Origin of the sequence: Mumia zhuanghuii (assembly GCF_042681565.1) — a bacterium.
In the GTDB taxonomy this organism is placed as follows: Bacteria; Actinomycetota; Actinomycetes; order Propionibacteriales; family Nocardioidaceae; genus Mumia.
Map to the genome: position 1 here is coordinate 1,611,764 of NZ_JBHUFT010000008.1, position 25,559 is coordinate 1,637,322.

Genomic DNA, 25,559 nt, shown 5'->3' on the forward strand with positions numbered 1-25,559 from the left:
GCCACGACGTCGACAGCAGGACTGTCACGACACGCCACACGGAAGGCAGCGCGCATGGGTGAGCTCGTCAGGCTCGAGGTGACCGACGGCGTCGGCACGATCCGTCTCGACCGACCCAAGATGAACGCGATCAGCGCCCAGCTCCAGGACGAGCTGCGCGAGTGCGCCGAGGAGGCGACCGCGCGTGACGACGTCGCCGCGGTGGTCGTGTACGGAGGCGAGCGGGTCTTCGCGGCCGGGGCGGACATCAAGGAGATGGCCGATCTCTCGTTCCCCGCGATGAACGTCCGCGCCCAGGCGCTGCAGGCCTCCCTCAACGCCGTCGCCGCGATCCCGAAGCCGACCGTCTCGGCGATCACCGGCTACGCGCTCGGTGGCGGCTGCGAGCTCGCGCTGTGCACCGACGTCCGCTTCGCGGCCGACAACGCCAAGCTCGGCCAGCCCGAGATCCTCCTCGGCATCATCCCCGGCGCGGGCGGCACGCAGCGCCTGTCGCGGCTCGTGGGCCCGGCCAAGGCGAAGGACCTCATGTTCACCGGCCGCCAGGTCGACGCCACCGAGGCGCTCGCGATCGGGCTCGTCGACCGGATCGTGCCGGCCGAGTCGGTGTACGAGGAGGCGCTCGAGTGGGCCCGCCAGTTCGTCGGCGCCGCCTCGCTCGCACTGCGCGGCATCAAGGAGGCCGTGGACCGTGGGCTCGAGGTCGACCTCGTGACCGGCCTCGAGATCGAGCGCCACCTCTTTGCGGCGCTGTTCGCGACCGAGGACCAGGCGACCGGCATGCGCTCGTTCGTCGAGAACGGGCCCGGCAAGGCCACCTTCGAGGGGAAGTAGTACCCGTGAGCACCGACACCACCACCCCCGGCACGCCTGCCGCGCCCAACCCGCACGCGAGCGCGGACGAGGTCGAGGCCGCCTGGTCCGACACCAAGCTCGCCCAGGTGCTCTACCACGACTGGGAAGCCCAGACGTACGACGAGAAGTGGTCGATCTCCTTCGACGAGCGCTGCATCGACTACGCACGCGACCGCTTCACCGCCGTCGCCGGCGAGAGCGGCTGGCCGTACGGGCGCAGCCTGGAGATCGGCGCCGGTACGGGCTTCTTCACGCTCAACCTCATGCTCGCCGGCGTCATCGACAAGGGCACGGTCACCGACATCTCGCCCGGCATGGTCGAGGTCGCCAAGCGCAACGCGGACGGCCTCGGCTTCTCGCTCGACGGCCAGGCGGCTGATGCCGAGGAGCTGCCGTTCCCCGACGACTCGTTCGACCTGGTCATCGGCCACGCCGTCATCCATCACATCCCTGACGTCGAGAAGGCCTTCCGCGAGATGCTGCGCGTGCTGCGTCCCGGCGGCCGCGTGGTGATCTGCGGGGAGCCGACCACCCGCGGCGACTTCATGGCGCGGCGCCTGTCGCGGCTGACCTGGTGGGCCACGACCCACGCCACCAAGCTCGGCCCGCTGCGCGAGTGGTCGCGTCCCGCCGAGGAGCTCGACGAGTCGTCGCGCGCGGCGGCGCTGGAGGCCGTCGTCGACCTGCACACGTTCGCGCCGGCCGACCTGGAGCGTACGGTGCTGCGCGCCGGCGGCGTCAACGTCCGTACGGCGACCGAGGAGCTGACCGCGTCCTGGTTCGGCTGGCCGGTCCGTACGTTCGAGGCGGCGGTGCCGGAGGAGAAGCTCGGCCTGCGGTGGCGCATGTTCGCCTACAAGTCGTGGCTGCGACTCTCCGCGCTCGACAAGGCGCTCAGCCCCGTCGTGCCCAAGGGTCTCTACTACAACGTGTCGGTCTCGGCGACCAAGCCGTAGATGAGCGCTCCCCGCCAGGCCCGCTTCCTCACCGTGGACTCCCTGCGGTGGGTACGGCGTCACCGTGCGTGGTCGCACTACCACCTGGTGCGCTACTGGCGGTTCTGGCGGTTCAAGCGACGCCATCCCGACGTCATCACCGAGGGGTTCGTCTTCCTCGGACGCGGGGTCGAGATCGAGACCAAGCCCCCGTACGGGCGGGTGGTGCTCGGCAGGTTCGTCCACCTCGGCGACCGTACGGCGCTGCGCGCCCACAACGGCACGCTGCGCCTCGGCGACAAGGTCGTCATGGGGTCCGACAACACGATCAACGCGCACCTCGACATCGAGATCGGGGCGGCGACGATCATCTCGGACTGGACGTACATCTGCGACTTCGACCATGTGACGCTCGACCTCGCGAAGCCGATCAAGGACCAGGGGCTCGTGGTCTCTCCGGTGCGGATCGGGCCGGACTCGTGGATCGGCGTGAAGGCGAGCGTGCTGCGCGGCACGCGGACGGGGCGCGGCGTCGTGCTCGCCGCGCACACCGTGGCGCGGGGCGAGTACCCGGACTTCGCGATCGTCGCCGGGCTGCCCGGTCGCGTCGTCAAGAGCCGCCGCGACGACCTGGCGGAGTGGGCGGAGATCCAGCGCTACACCGCCGAGGTCGCCGAGGAGCAGCGCGAGGCCCGCGGCAGCTGACGCGTACGGCCGCGGGCGTGCAGCGCCTGACGTCGCCTCGGGACCACGGATGCACCGTCGGACTGGAGTCGCTCTGCCGAGAGCAGAATGCCTGGCGACGGCCGGGCGGCCTGGCCTAGCCTCGGGCCATGGGAGACGTCGTACGCCTCGGCCCTCGGCGCGTTGCGCCGCTCGCGCCGCCCGAGCCCGAGCCGCTGTGGCGCGAGGTCGTCGGACGGCGCCTGCGAGAGGCACGCCTGGCCCGTGGCCAGCGCCTCGCGGACACCGCCGCCGTGGCCGGCATCTCCCCTCAGTACCTGTCGGAGGTCGAGCGCGGCCGCAAGGAGCCGTCGAGCGAGATCCTCGCCGCGGTCTCGGGCGCTCTCGACCTGACCCTGCTCGACCTGACCGAGCACGTCAGCGGCGAGCTGCGCCGTACGGCGTCGACGTCGGTTCCGCGCGGGCCGCTCGCCCTCGCCGTCTGACGCCGCGGCGTCACCGCACCTCGCCGCCGAGCACCGCTCGCGGCGCCATGACCGCGTCGACGAGCCCGTACGCCCGTGCCGCCGCAGCGGAGAACACCCGGTCGCGGTCCGTGTCGTGCCGCAACGTGTCGACGCTCTGGCCGGTATGGGTCGACAAGATCGCCTCCATCTCGTTGCGCACCCGCACCACCTCGTCCGCCTGGAGGATCAGGTCGGGGATCGTCCCCTGACCCCGCGCCGCGGGCTGGTGCAGCACGAACCGCGCGTGGGGCAGCGCCGCCCGACGGCCCGGCTCGCCACCGGCGACGAGGACCGCGCCGGCGGCGATCGCCTGACCCACACAGAACGTCGCGACGGGCGAGCGGACGTGCTGCATCGTGTCGTAGATCGCGAGCATCGCTGTCTCATCGCCGCCCTCGCAGTTGACGTAGAGGTTGATCTCGCCGTCGGGGTTGTCCGCCTCGAGGTGCAGCAGCTGGGCGATCAGCGCGTTGGCGACGCCGGCGTCGATGGCCGTCCCGAGATAGACGATGCGCTCGGTGAGCAGGTGCGAGTAGACGTCCATGACGCGCTCACCACGCGGATGGTTCGCGATGACGTTCGGGATCGTGTACGTGCTCATCGCACGCCTCCCATCTGGGCCGCCCCGATCCCCACGCCGCGGCGCCGCTTCGGCATCACGTCGTCGAACGCGCTGACGACGTGGTCGACGAACCCGTACGCCTGCGCCTCGACGGCGGTGTACCAGCGGTCGTGCAGCGAGTCCTCGAAGATCCGCTCGAACGGCTGGCCTGTGTCTGCGGCGATCAAGCCGAGCACGGTGTCGCGGGTGTGGCGGAGGTCGTCGGCCTGGACCTCGATCTCGACCGCGCTGCCGCCGATCCCCGCCGAACCCTGATGCATGAGGATCCGTGCGTGGGGGAGGGCGTACCGCTTGCCGGGCGTCCCGGCCGACAGCAGGAACTGCCCGGCGCTGCAGGCGAGGCCGAGGGCGAGCGTCGACACGTCGCAGGGGATGAGCCGTACGACATCACGCAGCGCGAGCATCGACGGCACCGAGCCGCCGGGGGAGTGGATCCACAGCGCGATGTCGGCGCCGGGGTCGTCGGCGGCCAAGGACAGGAGCTGGGTGGTGAGGAGGGTGCCGTTGTCGTCGTCGAGGACGCCGTCGAGCACGAGGATCCGCCGGCCGAGCAGCTGTTGACGACTGACCGTGTCGAAGAGGTGGGGTGCGGTGTCGTGTGCCATGCCTCCACCGTGGCGCGGCGCGTCCACCAGGATCCAGCCGATCAGCCGGCGGCAGATCTGCCCAGAGCAGCGCGGTTAGAGCAGCGCAGTCAGACCTGAGCGGTGACCACGAGGTCGAGCGACGCGGCGAGGTCGGCGTCGTCGCCCGTCCGCAGGACGAAGTCGCCTGTCGACACCGACCGTACGAGCTGCGCGACCGCCGCGGGCCACTGGTCGTACGGCCCCGCGATCTGCGCGTCGACGAGCGAGCCGTTCGTGTCCTCCCAGGCCGCGAGCCGCGGACCGTGGTGCAGTCCGGCCAGCGACTCGACGCGTGCGTGGGCGGCGACGAGGTCACGCAGCTCGTCGGGCTCGAGCTCCTTGGGGTGGTAGATGTTCCCCGGCGGGAACGTGAGCGTGTTGGGCGTGCTGACGACCAGCGTGCCGCCCGGCCGCAGCACGCGGACGCACTCGGCGACGAACGCGTCCTGGTCCCAGAGGTGCTCGATCGTCTGCAGGCTGACCACGACGTCGAACGACGCGTCAGCGTACGGGAGGGCGACGAGGTTGCCGCGGACGACCGGGACCTGCGGGTACGCGGCGCGGACGTGGCCGGTCGCGTACGCGTCGTAGTCGAGCGCGACGAGCGATCCCGCCACGTGGCTCAGCAGGTCCGCCCCGTACCCCTCGCCGCACCCGGCCTCGAGCGCCGCGCGACCGCGGACGACGTCGCGCAGCGCCTCGTACACGACCTCGTGCCGGCGGAACCAGTAGTTCTCGTGCCAGATGCCGGGCACCGTCCGCTCGCCGGTGATCACCATCTGCGGCTTCGTGTCGTCGCCGCCTGCGCCCTTGCTACTCACGCCCGCAGCGTACGGCCGCGGTGCGACCTCAGGCGCGCGGGGCGTTGCGGACCGCGCGCTGGGCGGTGCCAGAGACCAGCGAGCCGATGATGACCGTGATGAGGACCCCCACCGCGGCGCTGGCGACCTGCTCCTCGAGCGGGATATCGACCGTGAACGGGAGGACGCCGATGATCACGGCGATCAGCGCCACGATCCAGCCGAAGAAGAGGCGCGGACGCGGGGTCGTCAGGAGCAGCAGGTGCATGAGGCCCGTGGCGAGGAGCGCGGCACCGGCGGCGAGGAACGCGTACGGCAGTGTCGAGGTGACGTCCCAGCGACCGCCGCCGCTCGGCACCAGCACGGCGATGTCGAACACGCCGCGGCAGACGAGCAGGCCGACGGCAGCGGCGAGCGCGGCGACCACGGCTGTCGCGACCCCTCCGGCCCACAGCTTGCCCGCGTCGACGGACAAGCCGCTCGGGGTGCCGGGCTCGGGCTGACCTGCGGGCGGTTGCTGGTAGGACATCGTGCCTCCTCGCTCGGGGTGGCCGTCACGGTACCGGTTCCCGGCCGGCGATGATGGGCGATATCCAGCGGGCGTCGGGATCGCTGTCGACGAGGAGCTTCTTGACGAGCAGCGTGGCCGGGATGGCCAGGATCGCCCCCCACGCCCCGAGGACCAGCGTCCAGAAGATCAGCGACAGCATGCTCACTGTCGCCGAGAGGCCGACGGAGTTGCCGACGATCTTGGGCTGGAAGACCGACTGGATCACGAAGTTGATGACGCAGTAGCCGACGATCACCCACACTGCCGTCTGCCATCCGGAGTCGAACAGCGCGAGCATGGCGGGCGGGATCAGGCCCAGGATGAACCCGATGTTGGGGATGTAGCCGGTGATGAGCGAGAGCACGCCCCACAGCCACGGCTCCGGGACACCGAGCGCGTACAGCAGGATCACGTCAGCCACCGCGACGACGAGCCCGAACACGGTCGCGACCACGAAATAGCGGCGCGTGCCCGTCGCGAAGTCGGCGAGCGCGTCGACGGTGGCGCGGTGACGCTCGGGGACCCGGCGCGCAAGCCGGGGGATCACCGAGCCGTCCAGCGCCATGAAGAGCAGCAGGATCAAGATGAGGAGCAGGTTGCCGGTGACCGTGGTGGCGCTGGAGACGACCTCGGCGACGTACGGGGCGAGCGAGCGGATGTCGAGGTGTTTGAAGATCTGGTCGAGGTCGCTCTGCTGGACGCCCCAGTCGTTGAGCAGGCTCTTGACGTCGACGAGCCATCGCTGGAACTCGTCCTCGTACGCGGTGAGGAGCTGGCCGAACCGCGCACCGGCGAGCACCAGCGACCCCGCGAGCAGCAGGAGGATCGCGTAGACGGCGACGACGCAGGCGACCGTGCCGGTCCAGGACGGCATGCCCATCCGGTCGAAGACGTGGCGGAGCGGGTGCACCGTGACCGTGAGACAGATCGCGAGGAAGGTCGGGCCGACGATCCCGTTGATGCTCATCACGCCGGCGACGATCACCACGAACGCCGCAGACCCGACCAGGATGGTGAGCGTCCGCAGGCGTGCCCTAGGCTCGGTCATGTGGTTCAGTGTCGCAGCGTGTCACGCGCTCGACCTCTCAAAAGGCCCTCGGCGTAAAGAGCCACCGACGTGGGAGCGCCGTGGGTGTGCGGTTCGCCGTGTGACCCATGCCACCCGTGACGACCTCGTCAAGATGGTTACCTGTCGGTAACATCAGGGTTGTGGAGACGTCTCACGGCTCCGCACCGCAGTCGCCCACGGCTGCCGCGACGCGCGTCCCGTGCGAGCGCCGTGTACGAAGTCGACTCCACAGGAGGGGCCGAGAAGGCCATGAACATCGTCGTCTGTGTGAAGTACGTACCGGACGCTACGGCGGACCGGTCCTTTGACTCGTCGGACAACACCGTGGATCGCGAAGGCGTCGACGGTCTGCTGTCGGAGCTCGACGAGTACGCCGTCGAGCAGGCTCTGCTTGCTGCAGAGGAGAGCGATGGCGAGGTGACGGTGCTGACCGTCGGCCCCGCCGATGCTGCCGACGCGGTCCGCAAGGCGCTGCAGATGGGCGCTGACAAGGGTGTCCACGTCGAGGACGACGACATCGCCGGCTCTGATGCCGTCGCGACGTCGCTGGTCCTGGCCAAGGCGCTGGGCACGTTGGAGTACGACCTCGTCTTCTTCGGCATGAGCTCGACCGACGGCACGATGGGTGTCGTCCCGACCATGGTCGCTGAGCGTCTGGGTCTGCCTGCGGTCACTTATGGCTCGCAGATCACCGTGGACGGCTCGACCGTGACCGTGCGCCGTGACGGCGACGTCGCGACCGAGACGATCACCGCCACCGCGCCTGCGGTCGTGTCGGTCACCGACCAGTCCGGTGAGCCGCGCTACCCGTCGTTCAAGGGCATCATGGCGGCCAAGAAGAAGCCGGTCGAGGACCTGACGCTGTCCGACCTGGGCATCGACCCGTCCGAGGTCGGCCTGGATGCGGCCGGGACGAAGGTGCTGTCCTTCGCACCGCGTCCGCCGCGCAGCGCCGGCGAGATCGTCACCGACGAGGGAGACGGTGGCGTCAAGCTCGCCGCGTTCCTCGCCTCGAAGAAGTTCGTGTGAGGAGCAGCCACAGATGAGTGAGATTCTCGTTCTCGTCGACCACGTCGACGGTGCAGTTCGCAAGACCACCGGCGAGCTCCTGACGCTCGCCCGCCGCCTCGGCACCCCGTCGGCGGTGTTCATCGGCTCCGGTGCCGACGCCGCTCAGGCGTACCTGGCGCAGTACGGCGCCGAGAAGGTGTACGTGCTGGACGCACCGGAGCTGACCGAGTACCTGGTCGTTCCCAAGGCGGAGGCGCTGGCCCAGCTCGTCGCCGACAAGCAGCCTGGTGCGGTGCTGATCGGCAGCTCGGCCGAGGGCAAGGAGATCGCCGGTCGTCTGGCGATCAAGACCGGCTCAGGGCTGCTCACCGACGTCGTCGACGTGCGTGCTGGTGGCGAGGGTGTCGAGACGACGCAGTCGGTCTTCGCCGGCAACTTCACCGTCGAGGCGACCATCACCAAGGGCACCCCGATCGTGACCGTCAAGCCCAACTCTGCCACCCCGGAAGAGTCCCCGGCGGCCGGCGCGCTCGAGCCCGTCTCGGTGACGGTCTCCGATGCGGCCAAGGCGGCCAAGATCACCGACTCCAAGCCCCGCGAGGCCACCGGCCGCCCGGAGCTGACCGAGGCCGCGATCGTCGTCTCCGGCGGTCGTGGCACCGGCGGTGACTTCTCGCAGGTCGAGGCGTTCGCCGACTCCCTCGGTGCGGCCGTTGGCGCCTCGCGTGCCGCGGTCGACTCCGGCTGGTACCCGCACAGCTTCCAGGTCGGTCAGACCGGCAAGACGGTCTCGCCGCAGCTGTACGTCGCCAACGGCATCTCCGGTGCGATCCAGCACCGCGCCGGCATGCAGACCTCCAAGACGATCGTCGCCGTCAACAAGGACGAGGAGGCGCCCATCTTCGAGCTGGTCGACTTCGGCGTCGTCGGCGACCTCAAGGAGGTCCTGCCGCAGGCAACCGACGAGATCAACAAGCGCAAGGGCTGACCCCCTTACGTCGTACGACACACGCAGGCCGCCACGTCCCGCAGCAGCGAGGCGTGGCGGTCTTGCGTGCGCCCGGACGGGCCCCTCGAAGGGCGCTTTGGGCTGGTCTGATAAAAATGCTGTCACGATCAGGGGGCCTGGTGGTTGTAACACTTCGGTAAGTGTCCGGCCCCTGACCTGTTCTGGTTGATGATCCGGAGTAACCATGGGTGTGCGGAAGTTTTTCTGCGCGTTCCCAACACATTCAGGAGGATTCCAATGCGACTCTCCCGGCGTACTCGCCTCGGAGGCGTGGCGCTGCTCGCTGCGATCGGACTTACGGTGTCCGCGTGCGGCGGCGGCGGGGGAGATGACGACGAGTCGAGCGATTCGACCACGTCCGTCATCACCGCTCGTACGACCGAGCCTCAGAACCCGCTGGTTCCGCAGGCCACCAACGAGGTCGGCGGCGGCAACGTCATCGACATGCTCTATGCAGGCCTGATCACCTACAAGGAAGACGGCTCGCAGGAGATGGAGGTCGCGGAGTCGATCACCTCCGACGACAACAAGCTCTGGACCGTCAAGCTCAAGGACTGGAAGTTCAGCGACGGCACCCCCGTCACCGCGACCTCCTTCGTTGACGCCTGGAACTACGGCGCCCTGAGCACGAACGCGCAGAACGCCTCCTACTTCTACTACCCGATCGCGGGTTACGAGGCTGTTCAGGAGGAGAACCCGACCGTCAAGACGATGTCGGGTCTGAAGGTCATCAACGACAAGACCTTCACCATCGAGCTCAACCAGGCGGAGTCGGACTTCCCGCTGCGCCTCGGCTACTCGGCCTACTACCCGCTGCCTGAGTCGGCCTACGCCGACATGAAGGCCTACGGTGAGAACCCGATCGCCAACGGCCCGTACAAGCTCGAGGCCTGGGAGCACAACAAGGAGCTCCGTCTCGTCCCGAACGAGGAGTACGACGGTCTCCGCAAGGCTCAGAACGGTGGCGTGACCTTCGTGGTCTACACCGACACTGAGGCTGCTTACACCGACCTGCAGGCCGGCAACCTCGACGTCCTGGACACCGTTCCGGACAGCGCGCTGCAGACCTTCGGCGACGACGACACGGTCCAGGCCGTCACCGCGCCGGGCTCGGTCAACGGTTCGTTCCAGTTCCCGGTCGACCTCCCCGGTTTCACCGGTGAGGCCGGCAAGCTCCGCCGTCAGGCCGTCTCGATGGCACTGAACCGCGAGGAGCTCACCGAGAAGCTGTTCTTCGGCACCCGCACCCCGGCGCTCGACTTCAGCGCGCCGCCGATGCCGGGCTGGACCGACGAGATCCCCGGCAACGAGGTTCTCGAGTTCAACGCCGACGAGGCCAAGAAGCGCTGGGCCGAGGCTGAGGCCATCGAGCCGTGGGGCGACAAGAAGCTGCTGATCGCCTCCAACACTGATGGTGCCGGCAACAAGGCGTCGATCGACGCGATGGCCAACCAGATCAAGAACACCCTGGGCATCAAGGCCGAGCCGAAGTACTACGCCACGTTCGACGAGTTCCTCGACGACCGTGACAACAACAAGACCGGGGCCCTGTTCCGCGCCGGTTGGCAGCCGGACTACCCGTCGATCTCGAACTACCTCGGCCCGATCTATGGCACCGGGGCGGCCTCGAACGACGCCGGCTACTCCAACCCGGAGTTCGACGCCCTGATCGCTAAGGCGGCGGGCGCTGAGACCGACGAGGATCGCTACAAGGCGTTCGTCGACGCGCAGGCCATCCTCATGGAGGACCTGCCGGGTCTGTCGATGTGGTACACCGACGCCACTGGCGCTGCTGCCAAGGGTGTCAAGAACGTGAAGTTCAACTGGCAGAACGTGCCGGTCTACCAGAACATCACGAAGTAGTAGGTCCCACACCACCGCATGCGGGGCACGCGGGGGTCGGCTCACCAGCTGCCCCCCGCGTGGCCGTGCGCGGGCTCCCGGTGCCTACCGGCGCCGACGGGCCCCTGAAACCATATCTCTCCTCGTAGGAGAGCCCATCCCGTAGGAGGCCACTGATGTGGTGGTATGCCGCGCGGCGAATCTTGCAGACGATCCCCGTGATCCTCGGGTCGACGCTGCTCATCTACGCGCTCGTCTTCCTTCGCCCAGGCGACCCGGTCCGTGCACTGTTCGGTGACAAGCCCGTCTCCGAAGCCACGATGAACCAGGTCAGGGAGCAGTACAACCTCGACGAGCCGTTCCTCGTCCAGTGGTTCCTCTTCCTCAAGGGCGCCGTCACCGGTGACTTCGGACAGTCGTTCACTGGTCGCCCGGTCATCGATCTCGTGGCCGACGCCTTCCCGGTCACCATCAAGCTCGCCCTGATGGCCCTCGTGATCGAGGCCGTTCTGGGCATCGTCGCCGGCACGATCGCGGGCCTCCGCAAGGGCAAGCTGTTCGACTCGACGATGCTCGTCGTCTCGCTGGTGGTGATCGCCGTCCCGATCTTCGTCTTCGGCTTCGTGCTTCAGCTCATCTTCGGCGTCAAGCTGGAGTGGTTCCCACCGACAGTCGGCAGCAACACGTCGTTCTACAACCTGTTGCTACCAGCCTTCGTGCTCGGACTGGTCTCCTTCGCGTACGTGCTGAGACTGACGAGAACGTCGGTCGCCGGCAACCTCAGTGCCGACCATGTGCGCACGGCTCGTGCCAAAGGGCTCTCCGAAGGCACCGTCGTCCGGCGCCACGTCCTCCGCAACTCGCTGATCCCGGTCGTGACCTTCCTCGGCGTCGACATCGGCGCCTTGATGGCGGGTGCGATCGTGACCGAGGGCATCTTCAACATCCCCGGCGTCGGCAACCTCGCCTACCAGGCGGTCATCCGTGGCGAGACGCCGACGATCGTCTCCGTCGTGACGATCATGGTCCTCGTGTACGTCCTGGCGGCACTGGTCGTCGACCTGCTGTACGCCTTCCTCGACCCAAGGATCCGTTATGCCTAAGCCCACGCTCCCGGGGCAGGAGCGCTATGTGGCCCCGATCGAGGAGACACCGCTGGCCGCGGTCGACTCCCTCCAGGTCGACGAGGCGCCCTCCAGCCAGTGGGGTGAGGCCTGGAAGCAGCTGCGCAAGAACCCGATGTTCATCGCGTCCGCCGTGCTGCTCACCATCCTCGCCGTCGTCATCGCCTTCCCCGGACTGTTCACCAACGCCGACCCGCGCTTCTGCGAGCCGGGCCGCAGCCTCGACCCGGCCGAGCCCGGACATCCGTTCGGCTTCAACTTCCAGGGCTGCGACGTGTGGTCCCGCACCTTGTACGGAGCGCGCGCCTCGGTCGCCGTCGGCGTCCTCACCACGCTTCTCGTGGTCCTGCTCGGTGCCCTGACGGGTGCCATCGCCGGGTTCAAGGGAAGCTGGGCCGACGCGATCATCTCGCGCGTGAGCGATATCTTCTTCGCGATCCCGCTGATCCTGGCTGCCATCGTCTGCCTCTCGGCGATCAACAACTGGTTCCCTGAGCGGCAGTTCTGGGGCGGCATCTCCGCGGTCGTCCTCACGCTGGCGCTGTTCGGCTGGCCGCAGATCGCACGCATCATGCGTGGCTCGGTCATCGAGGTCAGGAACTATGAGTTCGTCGATGCGGCCCGGGCGATCGGGGCGAGCAACACCCGCAACCTGTGGCGCCACATCGTCCCGAACGCGATCTCCCCAGTGATCGTGACCGCGACCGTGTCACTCGGCATCTTCATCGTCGCCGAGGCGACGCTGTCGTTCCTCGGGCTGGGCCTGCCGTTCTCGGTGGTCTCCTGGGGCAATGACATCGCAGAGGCCCAGCGGCTCGTCCGCTCCGGCACCCGGCTCGGCGTCATGTTCGTCCCGGCTGCCGCGCTCGCGCTCACCGTGCTGAGCTTCATCCTGCTCGGTGACGCCGTCCGTGATGCCCTCGACCCGAAGGCGAAGAAGCGATGAGTCAGCAGCCCCTCCTCGAGGTCCGCGACCTCGACGTCGCCTTCTTCTCCGACAAGAAGGCCGTCCCTGCAGTGCAGGGTGCCAACCTGACCGTCTACCCAGGCCAGACCGTCGCCATCGTCGGTGAGTCGGGCTCGGGCAAGTCGACCACCGCGCACGCGATCATCGGTCTGCTCCCGGGCACCGGCAAGGTCACCGGCGGCGAGATCCTGTTCGACGGCAAGGAAATCGCGCACTCGGGCAAGAAGGACTTCCAGGCCCTGCGCGGCGACCAGATCGGTCTCGTTCCTCAGGACCCGATGTCGAACCTCAACCCACTCTGGCGGGTCGGGACGCAGATCAAGGAAGCCCTGATCGCCAACGACGTCGCCAAGGGCAAGGACGCCGACCGACGCGTGCACGAGCTGCTCGCCGAGGCGGGTCTCAACGACGTGGAGCGGCGGGCCCGCCAGTACCCGCACGAGTTCTCCGGCGGCATGCGTCAGCGGGCGCTGATCGCGATGGGTCTGGCCGCACGTCCGAAGCTTCTCATCGCCGACGAGCCGACCTCTGCGCTCGACGTGACCGTCCAGAAGCAGATCCTGGACCACCTCGACGGCCTGACCGACGAGCTCGGCACCGCGGTGCTGCTGATCACGCACGACCTCGGTCTGGCGGCAGAGCGTGCCGACCACATCGTCGTCATGTACAGGGGCCGCGTCGTGGAGTCCGGCCCGGCGTTGGAGATCCTCAAGAATCCCGAGCACCCGTACACGCGTCGTCTCGTGTCGTCGGCGCCGTCGATCGCTTCGCAGCGGCTGAGCTCCGTCGAGGCACGCGAGGAGGTGCGCCAGCAGGCACTGCAGACGGCTGGCGAGATCGCGGCCGAGATCGCCACCGCCGAGGGCGTGGTCGGCAAGGGTGAGGACGACATCATCGTCGTCGAGAACCTCACGAAGGTGTTCATGCTCCCGGGCGACCGTCCGTGGCGCAAGACCGAGCTTCGCGCCGTCGACGACGTCAGCTTCCGGCTGCGTCGGGGCACCACCACCGCGATCGTGGGCGAGTCCGGCTCGGGCAAGTCGACGGTGGCGCGGATGGTGCTCGGCCTGCTCGAGCTGACAGAGGGCACCGTCACGTTCGACGGGTACGACACCGCGCAGCTGAAGGGCAAGCGCCTGATGGCGCTGCGGCGCCAGATGCAGCCGGTCTTCCAGAACCCGTACGCCTCCCTCGACCCGATGTACACCATCTTCAAGTCCATCGAGGAGCCGCTGGCCACACACGGGATCGGCTCGTCGCAGGAGCGCGAGGCGAAGGTCCGCGACCTGCTCGAGAAGGTGTCGCTGCCGACCTCGGTGATGAGCCGCTACCCCAACGAGCTGTCCGGCGGACAGCGGCAGCGTGTCGCGATCGCGCGTGCGCTGGCGCTCGAGCCGGAGGTCGTCGTGCTTGACGAGGCGGTCTCCGCTCTCGACGTGCTGGTGCAGGCCCAGATCCTGGAGCTGCTCAACCAGCTTCAGGCGGAGATGGGCCTGAGCTACCTCTTCATTACCCACGACCTCGCAGTGGTCCGCCAGATCGCCGACGACGTCCTGGTGATGCAGGACGGCAAGGTCGTCGAGGCGGCCAGCGTGACTGAGGTGTTCGACAGCCCGCGCGAGCAGTACACGCGCAAGCTGCTCGACGCGATCCCCGGCCGGGACCTGCTGACCTCGGCCTGACCGCAGCAGTGAACGACGACGCCGCCGTGTCTCTCGCGAGGGACACGGCGGCGTCGTCGTTCACGCGGCGTCAGACAGGGACGTTGAACCCGAGCAGCGCGTACGAGGTGCCATCGGTGCGCAACGTCGTGAGCGCGCCGTTGGTCACCGAGGGCATCACCGTGCGGTAGCGGTCAGGGTCGATCCCCAGCAGGTCGCAGAGGACGAGCCGCAGGAGCGTGGAGTGCATGACCACGAGGACCTTGCCGTCCGGATGGTCCGTGACGAGGGCGTCGAGCGCGGGGCGCGCCCGGTTGATCGCGGCGGTGCCGGCCTCGCCGGATGGCAGCGGGTGCCGGGCAGGTGCGGCGAGGAAAGCCGCCAGCGCCTCGGGGAAGCGCTCGGCCATCTCCGTACGGGTCAGCCCTTCACCTGCACCGAAGTCGACCTCGCGCAGCCGCGGGTCGGTCTGCAGCGGCACACCGAGGGTGTCGGCCGCCGGTTGCGCGGTGAGCCGTGCGCGGGACAGGGTCGACGAGACGACGGCATCGACGGGGTGGGCAGCGGCCCAGCGGCCGAGGTGGTCCGCCTGCGCCGAGCCGCGGGCGGTGAGCCCGACGTCAGAGACCCCTGCGTACCGGTTCTCGGCGTGCCACATCGTCTCGCCGTGCCGTACGAGCACCAGCTCGGTCACGTCAACCATCCCTTCGCCTCGAACACACCTGTCAACGTCGCGTAGGCCTCGTCCATCCTGTGCACATCCTCGACGCGCGGTTCGACGACGGCTGCAACCGGGTTGGTGGCGCGAGCGACGGCGCTGAGCGATTCTCCTCCTCCTCCGACACCCCAACGGGCGAGGACGGCCATCCCTGTGGCCGGCTCCGCCGAGGTGAGCAGGGAGAGCGGGCGGTCGAGCGCGGCTGCGCGCAGGGCGTTCCAGAGCGGACTGCGGCTCCCGCCGCCGGAGGTGCTCAGGCGTCCGTCCGTCTGGGCCCCGCGCTGGTCGAGGATGTCGAAGCACAGCCGCTCGACCGACGCGACCCCGACCATCGTCCCGAGGAAGACCGCGGCCTCGTCGACGCCGGCGAGAGCGGACAGCGGCCTGACCCGGGCGTCGACGATCGCGAACCCGGCAGCGTCGGGGCGGACGAACGGGAAGCGTTCGCCGGTGCCGGTCAGCGGATAGACGAGGGGGAACGCCGCGCCGCTGTCCCAAAGTCGGCGCGCCTCAGCCTCGTGCGTGCTCGGAGCGGCCGTGAGCAACGTCGACAGGGCGCCCGCGCCGATGCTCGAGGCACCGCCTGGCAACCACGTGCCGGGCTCGGGGCCGCGGTGCGAGTAGACCGCGCCGGCCGCGTCGTGCACGGGGCTCGCGCTCGCCCCCTTGAGGACCAGCGTCGTCCCGATCACGCTGTGCCAGTCGCCGATCGCGAGCGCGCCCGCGCCGAGCTGTGCCGCGCAGCCGTCGGTCGTGCCGGCGACCACGGGCGTCGCGGCGGGGATGCCGGTCTGCTCGGCCCACGCTGCGGAGGTGACACCCAGCACGCTGCCGGGAGTGACCACGTCAGGGAGCACGTCGGGGTCGACACCGAGGCGGGTGAGGACGTCGGCGGGCCACTCCAGGGAGAGCAGGTCAAAGCCGCTCTTGAGGGCGTTGCTCCAGTCGGTCGCGACCGGCGTCCCCGTCATGGCGGAGATCACCGCGTCGGTCTGGTAGACGATCCGCGCCCCGGGCGGCAGACCCTGGCGGGCGAGCCACACGATCTTGGGGAGAGCCCAGGAGGGCTGCATGCGGTAGCCGAGCCGGGTCCACAGCGTCTGGCCGGCTGCGACGACCTCGTCGGCGAGGGCAGCGGCGCGGCCGTCGTCGTACATGATCCCCGGCCCGGTCGCGCGGCCCGTCGAATCGAGCACGGCGAGCGTGCCGGACGTGCCGTCGAGGGCGACGCCGGCGATCTGGTCGACCGCGGTCCCGAGGTCGCGCGCGAGGTGGCCGAGCACCGTACGGGCGGCGGAGACCCAGTCGGCGACCTGCTGCTCGTGCCGGACGCCGTCACGCGTCCCGGTGATCGGGGCCTGCGCAGACGCGTGCACGGTGCCGGTCTCGTCGACGGCCACCGCCTTCGCACTCTGCGTCCCCAGGTCGAGTCCGACCCACAGCGGCCCGGTCACGCCGTCGCTCCGGTGCCCCAGGATCCGCGTGCGGCGGTGAGGTCGTCGAGGTAGCGGCGGTAGCCGGCGTCGTACTGCTCGGCCGCGGCCGAGGGCCTGACCACGTCGCGGTCGGCGCGCCACGCCTCGATGTCGACCTCGACGCCGAGCGCCTCCCAGGCGACGAGCGCGGCACCTCGGGCGCCGACGAGGGGTTCGCGGGGGACGTGGACGTCGGTGCCGAGGACGTCGGCGAAGATCTGCAGCCAGGCCTGCGACCGCGTACCACCGCCGCACGCAGCGACCTCGCCGGAGAGCCCCAGCCGGTCGAAGCAGTGCCGTGCGGCGTACGCGACGGACTCGCACACGGCGCGGACGAGATCGGCCGGCGTCGTCGACAGCGTCATGCCGTCGAGCCGTCCGCGCGCCCGAGGGTCGACGAAGGGCGCACGCTCGCCGGCGCCGGACAGGTAGGGGAGGGCGCGCACGCCGCCGGCGCCGGGCGAGCTGCCGTCGAGCAGGCCGTCGAGCGCGGTGACCTCGAGGCCGAGCGTGCGCAACGCCCAGTCGACCCCCGCGGTGCCGACCATGGACGGCATGACGTGCAGGTACGTCGCCGGGTCAGGCGTGCAGAGCCACATGCCGGCGGGGTCGTCCCCCGGCCGTACTTTCGCGTCGGTCGTCAACACCTGGCACGCGAGCGTGGTGCCGACGACCATCGTCGCGTCGTGCTCGGCAACGGTGCCCGAGCCGAAGCCGCAGGCCTGGAGGTCGTACGGGCCGGCGGTGACCGGGGTGCCGACGGGGAGGCCGAGGAGGGCAGCGCCGTGGCCGTCGAGCGCGAACACGGTCTGCGGGGCAGCGGGCTCGGCGAGGAGGTGACGCCACTGCCCGACGCCGCACAGCGCGAGCGCGTCATCCACGTAGGTCCGGCTGCGGACGTCGAGGAAGGGCAGCGAGGCGTCGGAGGCGTCGACCGAGATTGTGCCGGTGAGGCGTTGGAGGACGGCGTCGATGCAGTAGCCCGCGACCGCGGCCCGCCGCAGCGACTCGGGCTCGTGGGTGTCGAGGTACGCCAGCAGGGCCGCGTGTGATCCGGGGAAGAGCCCTGACCCGGTGAGTGCGAACACCTGCGCCATGACGCCGTTCGGGTCGCCGTCGGCACGCCACTGCTCGACCATCGACGACGCGCGCCCGTCCTGCCACGAGATCGGCGGGCGTACGGCGTGGCCGTCCGCGTCGCGCAGCCACAGCCCGTCCCCCTGTCCGGTGAGGGCGATCGCCTCCACGGCGACGTCGAGGCCGGTGCAGACCTCGCGAACGACCGCGGCGACCGTCCGCAGGACGTCTTCGAGATCCTGCTCCACCTCGACACCGCGGCGTACGAGCTGGGAGGGGGCAGCGGCCGAGCGTACGGCGCGCCCGTCCGGGCCGATCAGCGCGGCCTTGGTGACGGTGGTCCCGACGTCGACCCCGACGATCACGAGCGCCCGCTCTCCAGCCGCTCGAGCACCTCGGGGTTGGCGACGTGCAGGCACGGCTCACCACGAAGGAAGCGGGCGGTCTCGTCGGCCGTGATCGCGGCCGCGCGCAACGCGGTCTGACGGGTCGCCCCGGCCAGGTGCGGCGACAGCACGACGCGTGGGCTGCTGAGCAGCGGCCAGTCGGCCGGCGGGGGCTCGATGTCGTACACGTCGAGCGCCAGCGCGCCGAGGCGCCCGGACTCGAGCATCTCGGGCAGCGGCGCGTAGTCGAGCAGTCCGCCGCGGGCGGTGTTGACGAGCACCGCGCCGTGGGGGAGCAGCTCGAGGCGCCGGCGGTCGATCAGGTGACGCGTCTCCTCGGTGAGACGGGCGTGGAGGCTGACGACATCGGACCGGCGCATCAGGTCGTCGAGCGCGACCAGCTCGACGCATTCGCTGTCGGCGGCGTCCACATAGGGGTCGTACGCGAGGACGTCGGCGCCGAACGCGCGGAGGATCCGGGCGACGATGCGGCTGATCGCGCCGAAGCCGACCAGCCCGACCGTCGAGTCGCCGAGCTCGGTGCCAGCGTTGTCGTAGGTGTAGTAGTCGCCGCGCCAGATGCCGTCGTGGAGCTCGGCGTCGGCACTGGTGAGACGCCGCATCGCGGCGAGGATCATCCCGACGGCGAACTCCGCCGCAGCGGGCGCGTTGCGTCCGGGTGCGAAGGAGACGACAACGCCTGCCTCGGTCGCCGCCGCGAGGTCGACGTTCACCGGGCCTCCGCGGCACACGCCGACGAACCGGAGGTCGGGGCACGCGCGGAAGACCTCCGCCGTGAAGGGCCCCATCTGCGTCACCGCGATCTCGGCGTCGCCGAGTGCGGCGATCACGTCCGCCGCCGTGCCGCTGGCCTCGATCACACCGTCGACAGGCCCGAAGGGCTCGATCGGCCACGGGAGCGCGAGGGGCGTGACCTCCACGTCACCGTCGACCCGGGCTGCGATCGCCTCCGCGAACATCTCGGGGAGGACGAAGTGGTCTCCGGCAGCGAGGATGCGTGTCATCGGCTTCTCCTTCTCCGGCACCCCGGAGCTCTTGTGACGTACGTCGCGCACCATAACATGTTGGCTGTTAAAGATCTCAAACTGATAGTGACGTTGTCGTAGCCCCGGCGGGGCGGCCGTCAGCCAATCGCGGCGATGTGCACGCGGGTCTGGTCACGCATGGCCTGCAGGACGGCCGGCGAGGCGTCGTCGGTGACGATGACGTCGGTGAACTCCGAGAGCGCCACGAACCGGTGGAGGCTCGTACGCCCCGTCTTCGTGCCGTCGATCATGAGGACCTTGCGGGTTCCCGCCCGCAGCATCACCCGCTTCATCACCACGACGTCCTGCTCCTGGTGGTATGCGGTGGTCTCGTCGACCGTCGACGTCGACTGGAACACGATGTCGACGGCGTACGCGTCCAGGCCCGTGTCGCTCGGAGGGCCGATGAAGGAGTCGTGCGTGCGGGAGTACTGGCCGCCGATCGCGATGAGCTGGACGTCCGGCTCCTCGCGCAGCGTCTCCATGGCCAGGCGGTAGTTCGTCAGGACGGTCAGCGGCGCGGACTGGGGGAGCAGACCTGCGAGGGCGAGCACGGTGGTGGAGTCGTCGAGGAGGACCGACATCCCTGGCTCGACGAACTCCATGGCCGTCCGAGCCAGCGCCGCCTTGGCCTCGGCGTTGCGCTGCAGGCGGAAGTCCGAGCTCGACTCGAAGACGCTCGTCGGCAGCGCAGAGACGCCTCCGTGGAGCTTCCTGACCAGGCCCCGGGACGCCAGGTCGTCCACATCGCGATGGACCGTCATGATGCTCACGCCTGTCATCTCCACGAGCTGGCTGATGCTCGCGAACCCCGACGTCAGGACGGTGTCGATGATCTGACGCTGCCGCTGCGTCCGTGACGGGCGGGACGTCTTCTGCTCGGTCATCGCTTCTCCTCGTTCGATGCCGGGGGTCGTGACTTATCACGATTATTGACAGGTATAACGTACGTGATGTTACGATCCCGGCCACTGATGTGAGAGCCATCACAGCCCTCTCCATCATCCACGGACGAGGCCGATCAGGTCGGCGACTCGAAGGAGCTTCCATGAAGAACTTTCCCGTGCGGATCGCCGCACTGAGCGGCGCCGCGGTTCTCGCGGCCCTGGGCCTCACGGCCTGCGGGTCCGACGACGACGGCGGCTCCGGCGGCGGCGACGCGGGCGGCCAGATCGCCTTCCTCATGCCGGACCGCGCGTCGACCCGCTACGAGGAGCAGGACTCGCCGCTGTTCAAGGAGAAGGTCGCCGAGCTCTGCGCCGACTGCGAGGTCCTCTACCAGAACGCGGACTCCGACCCCGCGAAGCAGCAGCAGCAGGTCGAGTCGATGATCGCCCAGGGCGTGAAGGTCATCGTGCTCGACCCCGTCGACTCCAAGGCCGCGGCGTCGATGGTGACGCAGGCGCAGGGCGCCGAGATCCCGATCGTCACGTACGACCGCCCGGTCACCGACGTGCCGGCCGACTTCTATGTCTCGTTCGACAACGAGGCCATCGGCCGCTCGATCGCTGAGTCACTGGTCGAGCACCTCAAGAGCACCGGCGCGACCGGCGGTGTCCTGATGGTCAACGGATCGCCGACCGACCGCGCGGCCGGGCTCATCAAGCAGGGCGCCGAGGAAGGCGTCGGCGACACCAAGGTGCTCGCGTCCTTCGACACCCCTGACTGGGATCCCCAGAAGGCTCAGGACTGGGTGAGCGGCCAGATCACGAAGTACCGCGACCAGATCGCCGGCGTCGTCGCCGCCAACGACGGCACCGCCAGCGGCAGCATCGCCGCGCTCAAGGCGGCCGGCCTCACGCCGCTGCCTCCGGTGACCGGCAACGACGCCGAGGTGGCCGCGATCCAGCGCGTCATCGCCGGCGACCAGTTCAACACGATCTCCAAGCCGATCAAGACCGTGGCCGACGCCGCGGCCGAGGTGGCCGTCGCGCTGATGGAGGGCGAGGAGCCCAAGGCGACGACCGATCTCTTCGACACACCGTCGCAGCTGTTCGAGCCGACGGTCGTGACGCAGGAGAACGTCAAGGAGGTCATCTTCGACGGCGGCATCTACACCGCGGAGCAGATCTGCACGGCCGAGTACGCGGCGGCGTGCGCGAAGCTGACGATCAAGTAGCACCCTCATGGCTCGGCCTCCACGCTCTCGTGGAGGCCGAGCCGTGGCGGTTGAGATGAACCCGCAGGACGAGAAGAGGAAGGGACCTCAGATGTCTTCACGACCGGTGATCCAGCTCCGGGGTGTGTCCAAGAGCTTCGGTGCGGTGGCGGCTCTCACCGACGTCGACCTCGAGGTGTCGGCCGGTGAGGTGCTCGCGCTCGTCGGCGACAACGGTGCCGGCAAGTCGACACTCGTCAAGACGCTCGCCGGCGTGCACGCTCCCGACTCCGGGACGATCGAGTTCCTCGGTGACGAGGTGTCCATCCCCGGCCCGGACGCCGCCCTCAACCTCGGGATCGCGACGGTCTTCCAGGACCTCGCCCTCTGCGACAACCTCGACGTCGTCAGCAACCTCTTCCTCGGCAGCGAGATCCGCGGCCCCCGTCTCAACGAGGTCGAGATGGAGGTCCGGTCCTGGGAGCTGCTGCGGCAGCTGTCGGCGAAGATCCCGTCGGTCCGCATCCCGATCGCATCCTTGTCGGGCGGTCAGCGCCAGACCGTCGCGATCGCGCGATCCCTGCTGCGCGACCCCAAGCTGATCATCCTCGACGAGCCGACCGCCGCGCTCGGCGTCGAGCAGACCGCGGAGGTCCTCAACCTCGTCGAGCGACTCCGCGAGAACGGCCTGGCGGTCATCATGATCAGCCACAACATGGCCGACGTGCGTGCCGTGGCAGACCGGGTCTCGGTGCTGCGGCTCGGTCGCAACAACGGCACGTTCGCCGTCGCCGACGTGTCCCAGGAGGACATCGTCGCTGCGATCACCGGCGCCACCGACAACGCGGCCTCTCGCCGGATCGCCGCCGCGTCGACCTCGACCCCTTCGAACCACGACGTGCAGGAGTGAGCAGCGTGAACGAACCCAGCGCGACAACCATCGCACGCGAGCTCGAGGATGAAGCCGTCCGCGAGCAGCAGGATCTGCGCGGACTCCTCACCGGCACGTGGGGCCGCATCCGCAGCGGTGACCTCGGAGCCTTCCCGGTGCTCGCCGGGCTGCTCATCATTGCGGTGATCTTCCAGTCGCTGAACTCCAATTTCCTGTCCTCGGCCAACCTGGTGAACCTGCTTCTGCAGTCCGCGGCGGTCGGGGTCATCTCGCTCGGCATCGTCTGCGTGCTGCTGGTCGGTCAGATCGACCTTTCGGTCGGTTCGGTGAGCGGACTGGCGGCGGCCGTCTTCGCGACCCTGTTCGTGAAGGAGGGCTGGCCGCTCGTCTTCGCCGTGGTCGGTGCGGTGGCGGTCGGTGTCGCGATCGGCTGGGTCTATGGCCAGGTCTTCAACCGGTTCGGCGTCCCGTCGTTCGTCATCACGCTCGGCGGCCTGCTCGGGTTCCTCGGACTCCAGCTGTTCGTGCTCGGTCCGTCGGGCACGATCAACCTCCCGTACGACTCGTGGCTGGTGCAGTTCGGTCAGCTGTCGTTCGTGCCGGCCTGGCTGTCGTACGTGCTCGTCGTCGTGGCGTGCGGCGGATTCCTCGTCTCCCAGTGGCTGCTGGCCCGCGAGCGGCACCGGCGCGGGCTGGTCGCGAAGTCGGTCCAGGTGATGGCGGTCCAGGCCGGTGTTCTGCTGGTCGCTCTGCTCTTCGCCGTCTGGTATCTCAACCAGTCGCGCGGCGTCGGCTGGATGTTCGTGTTCTTTGTCTCGCTGGTCCTGGTGATGCACTACGCCCTCACTCGCACCAGCTGGGGCCGGCACGTCTTCGCCGTCGGCGGCAGCGTCGAGGCGGCCCGGCGTGCTGGCATCAACGTGCGCCGGATCTACACGTCGGTGTTCGTGATCTGCTCGACGCTGGCCGCAGTCGGCGGCCTGCTGGCGGCGGGCCGGATCGCCGCCGCCTCGCAGAGCAGCGGCACCGGCGACGTCAACCTCAATGCGATCGCCGCCGCGGTGATCGGCGGCACGAGCCTGTTCGGCGGGCGTGGGTCGGCGTTCTCGGCCCTGCTGGGCATCCTTGTGATCCAGTCGATCTCGAGCGGCCTGATCCTGCTCAACCTGAGCTCGTCGCTGCGGTTCATGGTCACCGGTGCGGTGCTCGTGCTCGCGGTGATGGTCGACTCGCTGTCGCGCCAGAGCCGTACCTCGCACGGGAGAGGCTAGCTCCCGAGGTGGACGCCCGTTTGACTCCTTCGAACATGTGTTCGAACATGGAGGAGTGACGGGTGCAGCAGTTCTCGACCAGCTCGCCGCGCGGGTCCGCGCGATGGAGGGCACGGCGCCCGTACGCGATCGCTTGCCCACGCTGCCTGCGCTGAGCCAGGTCGTCCCTGGCGGTGTGCTCCGCGGGGCGACGTACGAGGTGAGCGCGTCGCTCAGCCTCTCCACCGCGCTCCTGGCGGGGCCCTCGACCGCCGGGGCGTGGTGCGCGGTCGTCGGTGTCCCTGAGCTGGGAGCCGAGGCGGCCGCCGCGCTCGGGGTGGCGCTGGAGCGGACGATCCTCGTCCCGACCCCCGGTGAGCACTGGCCCCACGTCGTCGGGGCGCTGGTCGACGTGACCGACGCGATCCTCCTGCGCCCGCCCACGGCCGTACGGGATGGCGAGGCGCAGCGGGTCGCGGCCAGGCTCCGTCAGCACCAGACCACCCTCGTCGTGCTCGCGACGGGGCCGGGGGCGTGGCCGCGTCCGCAGGGCCGGCTGGAGGTCAGCGAGAGCAGCTGGACGGGCATGGGCGGTGGCCACGGCCACCTGCGGCGTCGCCGCGTCACCGTCTCGGCGACCGGACGCTGGGGTCGCCCCCACCGGACGCAGCTGTGGCTGGACGCTGCGGCCCTGCCGGACGTCCCCGTCGTCACGCTCCCGGCGGACGACACCTGGCGTCGTCCCGGCCGACTCGAGGTGGCGAGCTGATGTCGCGCACTCTCGTGCTGTGGTGCCCGGACTGGCCAGTGCGGGCGGTGACGCACACCGGGGCAGGTGTCGACCTGCCCCGTGGTGCGCCGATCGCGTTGTTCGAGCACGGCGAGGTGAGGGCGTGCTCCGCCTCGGCCCGTGCCGACGGGGTGCGGCGCGGTCAGCGGATGCGTGACGCGCAGGCCCGCTGTCCCGAGCTCGTGACGCTCGACTACGACCCCGGCCTGGACGTCCGTGCCTTCGAGCCGGTACTGGCCGCCGTGGAGGAGATCGCGCCGGGTGTGCAGCCGCTGCGCCCGGGGACGTGCGCCGTACGGGTGACGGGGCCGGGTCGCTACTTCGGCGGCGAGGAGCACGCGGCGGCGGTGCTGGCGGAGCGGCTCGTCGAGCTCGGTGTCGACGACGTGCGGTTCGGCGTCGCCGACGCGGTGTTCGCCGCCGAGCAGGCTGCGCGGCAGGCGCTCCCGCAAGGCAGCGTGGTCGTCCCGCCGGGGGAGGCGGGCGCGTTCCTGCGCGACCTGCCGGTGGGGGTGCTCGACCGGCCCGACCTGGTGAGTCTGCTGCAGCGTCTCGGGCTGCGCACGCTCGGCGCGTTCGCGGCGCTGCCGCAGACCGACGTGCGCACCCGCTTCGGCGACGACGGGACGCTCGCCCACCGGCTCGCCCGGGGGGTAGACGACCGTCCCTTCGCGGGGCGGCGCCCGCCCTCGGACCTGGAGCGCGAGGTGACGTTCGAGCCGCCGCTCGAGGACGCGGAGGCGGTCGCCTTCAGCGTGCGTCGTACGGCCGAGACGTTCGTGTCCGCGGTCGCCGCGCGGCAGATGGTGTGCACCAGCGTCTGGATCGAGGTGCACACCGAACGCGGTGAGACCTCCGAGCGGCAATGGCTGCACCCGCGATGGTTCGACGCCGGCGATCTCGTCGACCGGGTGCGCTGGCAGCTGCAGGCAGGGGCCGTGTCGGCAGTGGCCGCACCGGTGAGCGCGGTGAGGTTCGTCCCCGCCGACGTCGCCCCGGTCACCGACCATGCCGAGGGCCTGTGGGGGAGCGGCGCCGACGCGCGGGTCCACCGGGCTGCCTCAAAGGTGCAGAGCATGCTCGGCCGGGAGGCGGTGCTGTCGGCGGTGGTCGGGGGCGGACGGGGCCCAGCGGACCGGCAGACGCTGGTGCCCTGGGGTGACCCGCTCACGGCTGACCGGTCGGCGAGCCCGCCGTGGCCGGGCAGCCTGCCCGCTCCGGCTCCGGCGACCGTGTACGACCCGCCGCGCCCGGCGCAGGTGGTCGGGGCCTCGGGCCAGCAGGTCACGGTGAGCGCGCGGGGGATGGTGACGGCGGCGCCGGCACGGTTCGGCGTGGAGGGTCGACCGGCGCAGGGACTGCAGCCTGTCGCCGCATGGGCCGGGCCGTGGCCGGTCGACGAGCGCTGGTGGGACGCCGACCAGGCGGTGCGGGCGGCGCGGTTCCAGGTGGTCGGCGTCGACGGCAGCGCGTGGCTGCTGCGGGTCAGCGACGGCACCTGGTGCGTCGAGGCGCGGTACGACTGACCGCCCGGACGGGCCGGGACGTCATACGGAACGGGGGTCC

25 protein-coding genes are annotated in these 25,559 nt (G+C 69.9%); 15 read left to right on the forward strand and 10 right to left on the reverse strand.

Translation table 11 applies throughout. The annotated features are described in order from the left end of the window. Nucleotides 1–54 precede the first annotated feature (54 nt). From ACFSDF_RS16240 to ACFSDF_RS16255, 4 genes are all read left to right on the forward strand, one after another. Nucleotides 55–834 carry an enoyl-CoA hydratase/isomerase family protein gene (locus ACFSDF_RS16240; RefSeq protein WP_377158310.1) on the forward strand — a complete coding sequence of 260 codons (780 nt, stop codon included), beginning with the start codon at nucleotides 55–57 and terminating at the stop codon, nucleotides 832–834. A gap of 5 nt (nucleotides 835–839) precedes the next feature. Next, the gene (locus tag ACFSDF_RS16245) at nucleotides 840–1,811 is read left to right on the forward strand and encodes a class I SAM-dependent methyltransferase (RefSeq protein ID WP_377158312.1); all 972 of its coding nucleotides are present in this window, start codon (nucleotides 840–842) and stop codon (nucleotides 1,809–1,811) included. Further along, a complete protein-coding gene (locus ACFSDF_RS16250) occupies nucleotides 1,812–2,495 on the forward strand; it encodes an acyltransferase (protein ID WP_377158314.1) in 684 nt (227 codons plus the stop codon). It begins immediately after the preceding gene. 128 nt (nucleotides 2,496–2,623) lie between these two features. After that, nucleotides 2,624–2,959, forward strand: coding sequence for a helix-turn-helix domain-containing protein (locus tag ACFSDF_RS16255; protein WP_377158316.1), 336 nt, complete (start codon nucleotides 2,624–2,626; stop codon nucleotides 2,957–2,959). Between the two features lie 10 nt (nucleotides 2,960–2,969). Here the strand turns inward: ACFSDF_RS16255 and ACFSDF_RS16260 are convergent, their stop codons facing one another. From ACFSDF_RS16260 to ACFSDF_RS16280, 5 genes are all read right to left on the reverse strand, one after another. Then, nucleotides 2,970–3,581, reverse strand: a complete 612-nt coding sequence (locus ACFSDF_RS16260) for a ClpP family protease (protein ID WP_167250279.1) — start codon at nucleotides 3,579–3,581, stop codon at nucleotides 2,970–2,972. Continuing rightward, entirely contained in the window at nucleotides 3,578–4,207 is a 630-nt protein-coding gene (locus ACFSDF_RS16265; protein WP_167003864.1) for a ClpP family protease, read from the reverse strand. The genes ACFSDF_RS16260 and ACFSDF_RS16265 overlap by 4 nt, the downstream gene beginning before the upstream one ends. Nucleotides 4,208–4,296: 89 nt before the next feature. After that, the gene (locus ACFSDF_RS16270; RefSeq protein ID WP_243845081.1) at nucleotides 4,297–5,049 is read right to left on the reverse strand and encodes a class I SAM-dependent methyltransferase; all 753 of its coding nucleotides are present in this window, start codon (nucleotides 5,047–5,049) and stop codon (nucleotides 4,297–4,299) included. A gap of 28 nt (nucleotides 5,050–5,077) precedes the next feature. Further along, nucleotides 5,078–5,557, reverse strand: coding sequence for a DUF6069 family protein (locus ACFSDF_RS16275; RefSeq protein WP_167003862.1), 480 nt, complete (start codon nucleotides 5,555–5,557; stop codon nucleotides 5,078–5,080). Nucleotides 5,558–5,582: 25 nt separating this feature from the next. Next, a complete protein-coding gene (locus ACFSDF_RS16280; RefSeq protein ID WP_167003859.1) occupies nucleotides 5,583–6,626 on the reverse strand; it encodes an AI-2E family transporter in 1,044 nt (347 codons plus the stop codon). A gap of 345 nt (nucleotides 6,627–6,971) precedes the next feature. On the opposite strand from ACFSDF_RS16280, the gene ACFSDF_RS16285 reads away from it, so the two are divergent. From ACFSDF_RS16285 to ACFSDF_RS16310, 6 genes are all read left to right on the forward strand, one after another. Next, nucleotides 6,972–7,676, forward strand: a complete 705-nt coding sequence (locus ACFSDF_RS16285) for an electron transfer flavoprotein subunit beta/FixA family protein (protein ID WP_243842977.1) — start codon at nucleotides 6,972–6,974, stop codon at nucleotides 7,674–7,676. 13 nt (nucleotides 7,677–7,689) lie between these two features. Next, the gene (locus tag ACFSDF_RS16290) at nucleotides 7,690–8,646 is read left to right on the forward strand and encodes an electron transfer flavoprotein subunit alpha/FixB family protein (RefSeq protein ID WP_167003854.1); all 957 of its coding nucleotides are present in this window, start codon (nucleotides 7,690–7,692) and stop codon (nucleotides 8,644–8,646) included. Nucleotides 8,647–8,937: 291 nt separating this feature from the next. Further along, nucleotides 8,938–10,530 (forward strand): peptide ABC transporter substrate-binding protein, encoded by a 1,593-nt coding sequence (locus ACFSDF_RS16295; RefSeq protein WP_377158320.1) that lies wholly within the window; start codon nucleotides 8,938–8,940, stop codon nucleotides 10,528–10,530. A gap of 155 nt (nucleotides 10,531–10,685) precedes the next feature. Next, the gene (locus ACFSDF_RS16300) at nucleotides 10,686–11,612 is read left to right on the forward strand and encodes an ABC transporter permease (protein ID WP_167003849.1); all 927 of its coding nucleotides are present in this window, start codon (nucleotides 10,686–10,688) and stop codon (nucleotides 11,610–11,612) included. Beyond that, nucleotides 11,605–12,579: an ABC transporter permease gene (locus tag ACFSDF_RS16305; RefSeq protein WP_167003846.1), complete on the forward strand. Its 975-nt coding sequence runs from the start codon at nucleotides 11,605–11,607 to the stop codon at nucleotides 12,577–12,579. The genes ACFSDF_RS16300 and ACFSDF_RS16305 overlap by 8 nt, the downstream gene beginning before the upstream one ends. Continuing rightward, the gene (locus tag ACFSDF_RS16310; protein ID WP_167003843.1) at nucleotides 12,576–14,282 is read left to right on the forward strand and encodes a dipeptide ABC transporter ATP-binding protein; all 1,707 of its coding nucleotides are present in this window, start codon (nucleotides 12,576–12,578) and stop codon (nucleotides 14,280–14,282) included. The genes ACFSDF_RS16305 and ACFSDF_RS16310 overlap by 4 nt, the downstream gene beginning before the upstream one ends. Nucleotides 14,283–14,352: 70 nt before the next feature. Here ACFSDF_RS16310 and ACFSDF_RS16315 read toward each other — a convergent pair whose 3' ends face one another. From ACFSDF_RS16315 to ACFSDF_RS16335, 5 genes are all read right to left on the reverse strand, one after another. Beyond that, nucleotides 14,353–14,955: a histidine phosphatase family protein gene (locus ACFSDF_RS16315; protein ID WP_377158323.1), complete on the reverse strand. Its 603-nt coding sequence runs from the start codon at nucleotides 14,953–14,955 to the stop codon at nucleotides 14,353–14,355. Then, nucleotides 14,952–16,433 carry an FGGY-family carbohydrate kinase gene (locus ACFSDF_RS16320; RefSeq protein ID WP_208322367.1) on the reverse strand — a complete coding sequence of 494 codons (1,482 nt, stop codon included), beginning with the start codon at nucleotides 16,431–16,433 and terminating at the stop codon, nucleotides 14,952–14,954. Before ACFSDF_RS16320 ends, ACFSDF_RS16315 begins: the two co-directional genes overlap by 4 nt. Next, nucleotides 16,430–17,896, reverse strand: a complete 1,467-nt coding sequence (locus ACFSDF_RS16325) for an FGGY family carbohydrate kinase (protein WP_377158325.1) — start codon at nucleotides 17,894–17,896, stop codon at nucleotides 16,430–16,432. The genes ACFSDF_RS16320 and ACFSDF_RS16325 overlap by 4 nt, the downstream gene beginning before the upstream one ends. Beyond that, nucleotides 17,893–18,942, reverse strand: coding sequence for a 2-hydroxyacid dehydrogenase (locus ACFSDF_RS16330; RefSeq protein ID WP_377158327.1), 1,050 nt, complete (start codon nucleotides 18,940–18,942; stop codon nucleotides 17,893–17,895). Before ACFSDF_RS16330 ends, ACFSDF_RS16325 begins: the two co-directional genes overlap by 4 nt. 119 nt (nucleotides 18,943–19,061) lie before the next feature. Further along, nucleotides 19,062–19,850 (reverse strand): DeoR/GlpR family DNA-binding transcription regulator, encoded by a 789-nt coding sequence (locus tag ACFSDF_RS16335; RefSeq protein ID WP_167003834.1) that lies wholly within the window; start codon nucleotides 19,848–19,850, stop codon nucleotides 19,062–19,064. Nucleotides 19,851–20,011: 161 nt separating this feature from the next. On the opposite strand from ACFSDF_RS16335, the gene ACFSDF_RS16340 reads away from it, so the two are divergent. The 5 genes from ACFSDF_RS16340 (at nucleotide 20,012) to ACFSDF_RS16360 (ending at nucleotide 25,519) form a co-directional block, all read left to right on the forward strand. Then, nucleotides 20,012–21,082, forward strand: a complete 1,071-nt coding sequence (locus ACFSDF_RS16340; protein WP_167003832.1) for a substrate-binding domain-containing protein — start codon at nucleotides 20,012–20,014, stop codon at nucleotides 21,080–21,082. Nucleotides 21,083–21,173: 91 nt separating this feature from the next. Further along, nucleotides 21,174–21,971 (forward strand): ATP-binding cassette domain-containing protein, encoded by a 798-nt coding sequence (locus ACFSDF_RS16345; protein ID WP_167003830.1) that lies wholly within the window; start codon nucleotides 21,174–21,176, stop codon nucleotides 21,969–21,971. A gap of 5 nt (nucleotides 21,972–21,976) precedes the next feature. Continuing rightward, nucleotides 21,977–23,224, forward strand: a complete 1,248-nt coding sequence (locus ACFSDF_RS16350) for a sugar ABC transporter permease (RefSeq protein ID WP_167003828.1) — start codon at nucleotides 21,977–21,979, stop codon at nucleotides 23,222–23,224. A gap of 55 nt (nucleotides 23,225–23,279) precedes the next feature. Then, on the forward strand, nucleotides 23,280–23,972 hold the full coding sequence (locus ACFSDF_RS16355) for a hypothetical protein (protein ID WP_167003827.1): 693 nt from the start codon (nucleotides 23,280–23,282) through the stop codon (nucleotides 23,970–23,972). After that, nucleotides 23,972–25,519, forward strand: coding sequence for a Y-family DNA polymerase (locus tag ACFSDF_RS16360; RefSeq protein WP_167003825.1), 1,548 nt, complete (start codon nucleotides 23,972–23,974; stop codon nucleotides 25,517–25,519). Before ACFSDF_RS16355 ends, ACFSDF_RS16360 begins: the two co-directional genes overlap by 1 nt. Nucleotides 25,520–25,559 lie beyond the last annotated feature (40 nt).

What these genes read in the sequence shown, in the direction of transcription:
- ACFSDF_RS16290 (WP_167003854.1), top strand. Translation starts at nt 7,690, where the DNA reads ATGAGTGAGATTCTCGTTCTCGTCGACCACGTCGACGGTGCAGTTCGC.
- ACFSDF_RS16330 (WP_377158327.1), bottom strand. Translation starts at nt 18,942, where the DNA reads ATGACACGCATCCTCGCTGCCGGAGACCACTTCGTCCTCCCCGAGATG.
- ACFSDF_RS16345 (WP_167003830.1), top strand. Translation starts at nt 21,174, where the DNA reads ATGTCTTCACGACCGGTGATCCAGCTCCGGGGTGTGTCCAAGAGCTTC.
- ACFSDF_RS16265 (WP_167003864.1), bottom strand. Translation starts at nt 4,207, where the DNA reads ATGGCACACGACACCGCACCCCACCTCTTCGACACGGTCAGTCGTCAA.
- ACFSDF_RS16275 (WP_167003862.1), bottom strand. Translation starts at nt 5,557, where the DNA reads ATGTCCTACCAGCAACCGCCCGCAGGTCAGCCCGAGCCCGGCACCCCG.
- ACFSDF_RS16335 (WP_167003834.1), bottom strand. Translation starts at nt 19,850, where the DNA reads ATGACCGAGCAGAAGACGTCCCGCCCGTCACGGACGCAGCGGCAGCGT.
- ACFSDF_RS16280 (WP_167003859.1), bottom strand. Translation starts at nt 6,626, where the DNA reads ATGACCGAGCCTAGGGCACGCCTGCGGACGCTCACCATCCTGGTCGGG.
- ACFSDF_RS16255 (WP_377158316.1), top strand. Translation starts at nt 2,624, where the DNA reads ATGGGAGACGTCGTACGCCTCGGCCCTCGGCGCGTTGCGCCGCTCGCG.
- ACFSDF_RS16250 (WP_377158314.1), top strand. Translation starts at nt 1,812, where the DNA reads ATGAGCGCTCCCCGCCAGGCCCGCTTCCTCACCGTGGACTCCCTGCGG.
- ACFSDF_RS16240 (WP_377158310.1), top strand. Translation starts at nt 55, where the DNA reads ATGGGTGAGCTCGTCAGGCTCGAGGTGACCGACGGCGTCGGCACGATC.
- ACFSDF_RS16300 (WP_167003849.1), top strand. Translation starts at nt 10,686, where the DNA reads ATGTGGTGGTATGCCGCGCGGCGAATCTTGCAGACGATCCCCGTGATC.
- ACFSDF_RS16305 (WP_167003846.1), top strand. Translation starts at nt 11,605, where the DNA reads ATGCCTAAGCCCACGCTCCCGGGGCAGGAGCGCTATGTGGCCCCGATC.
- ACFSDF_RS16310 (WP_167003843.1), top strand. Translation starts at nt 12,576, where the DNA reads ATGAGTCAGCAGCCCCTCCTCGAGGTCCGCGACCTCGACGTCGCCTTC.
- ACFSDF_RS16360 (WP_167003825.1), top strand. Translation starts at nt 23,972, where the DNA reads ATGTCGCGCACTCTCGTGCTGTGGTGCCCGGACTGGCCAGTGCGGGCG.
- ACFSDF_RS16260 (WP_167250279.1), bottom strand. Translation starts at nt 3,581, where the DNA reads ATGAGCACGTACACGATCCCGAACGTCATCGCGAACCATCCGCGTGGT.
- ACFSDF_RS16340 (WP_167003832.1), top strand. Translation starts at nt 20,012, where the DNA reads ATGAAGAACTTTCCCGTGCGGATCGCCGCACTGAGCGGCGCCGCGGTT.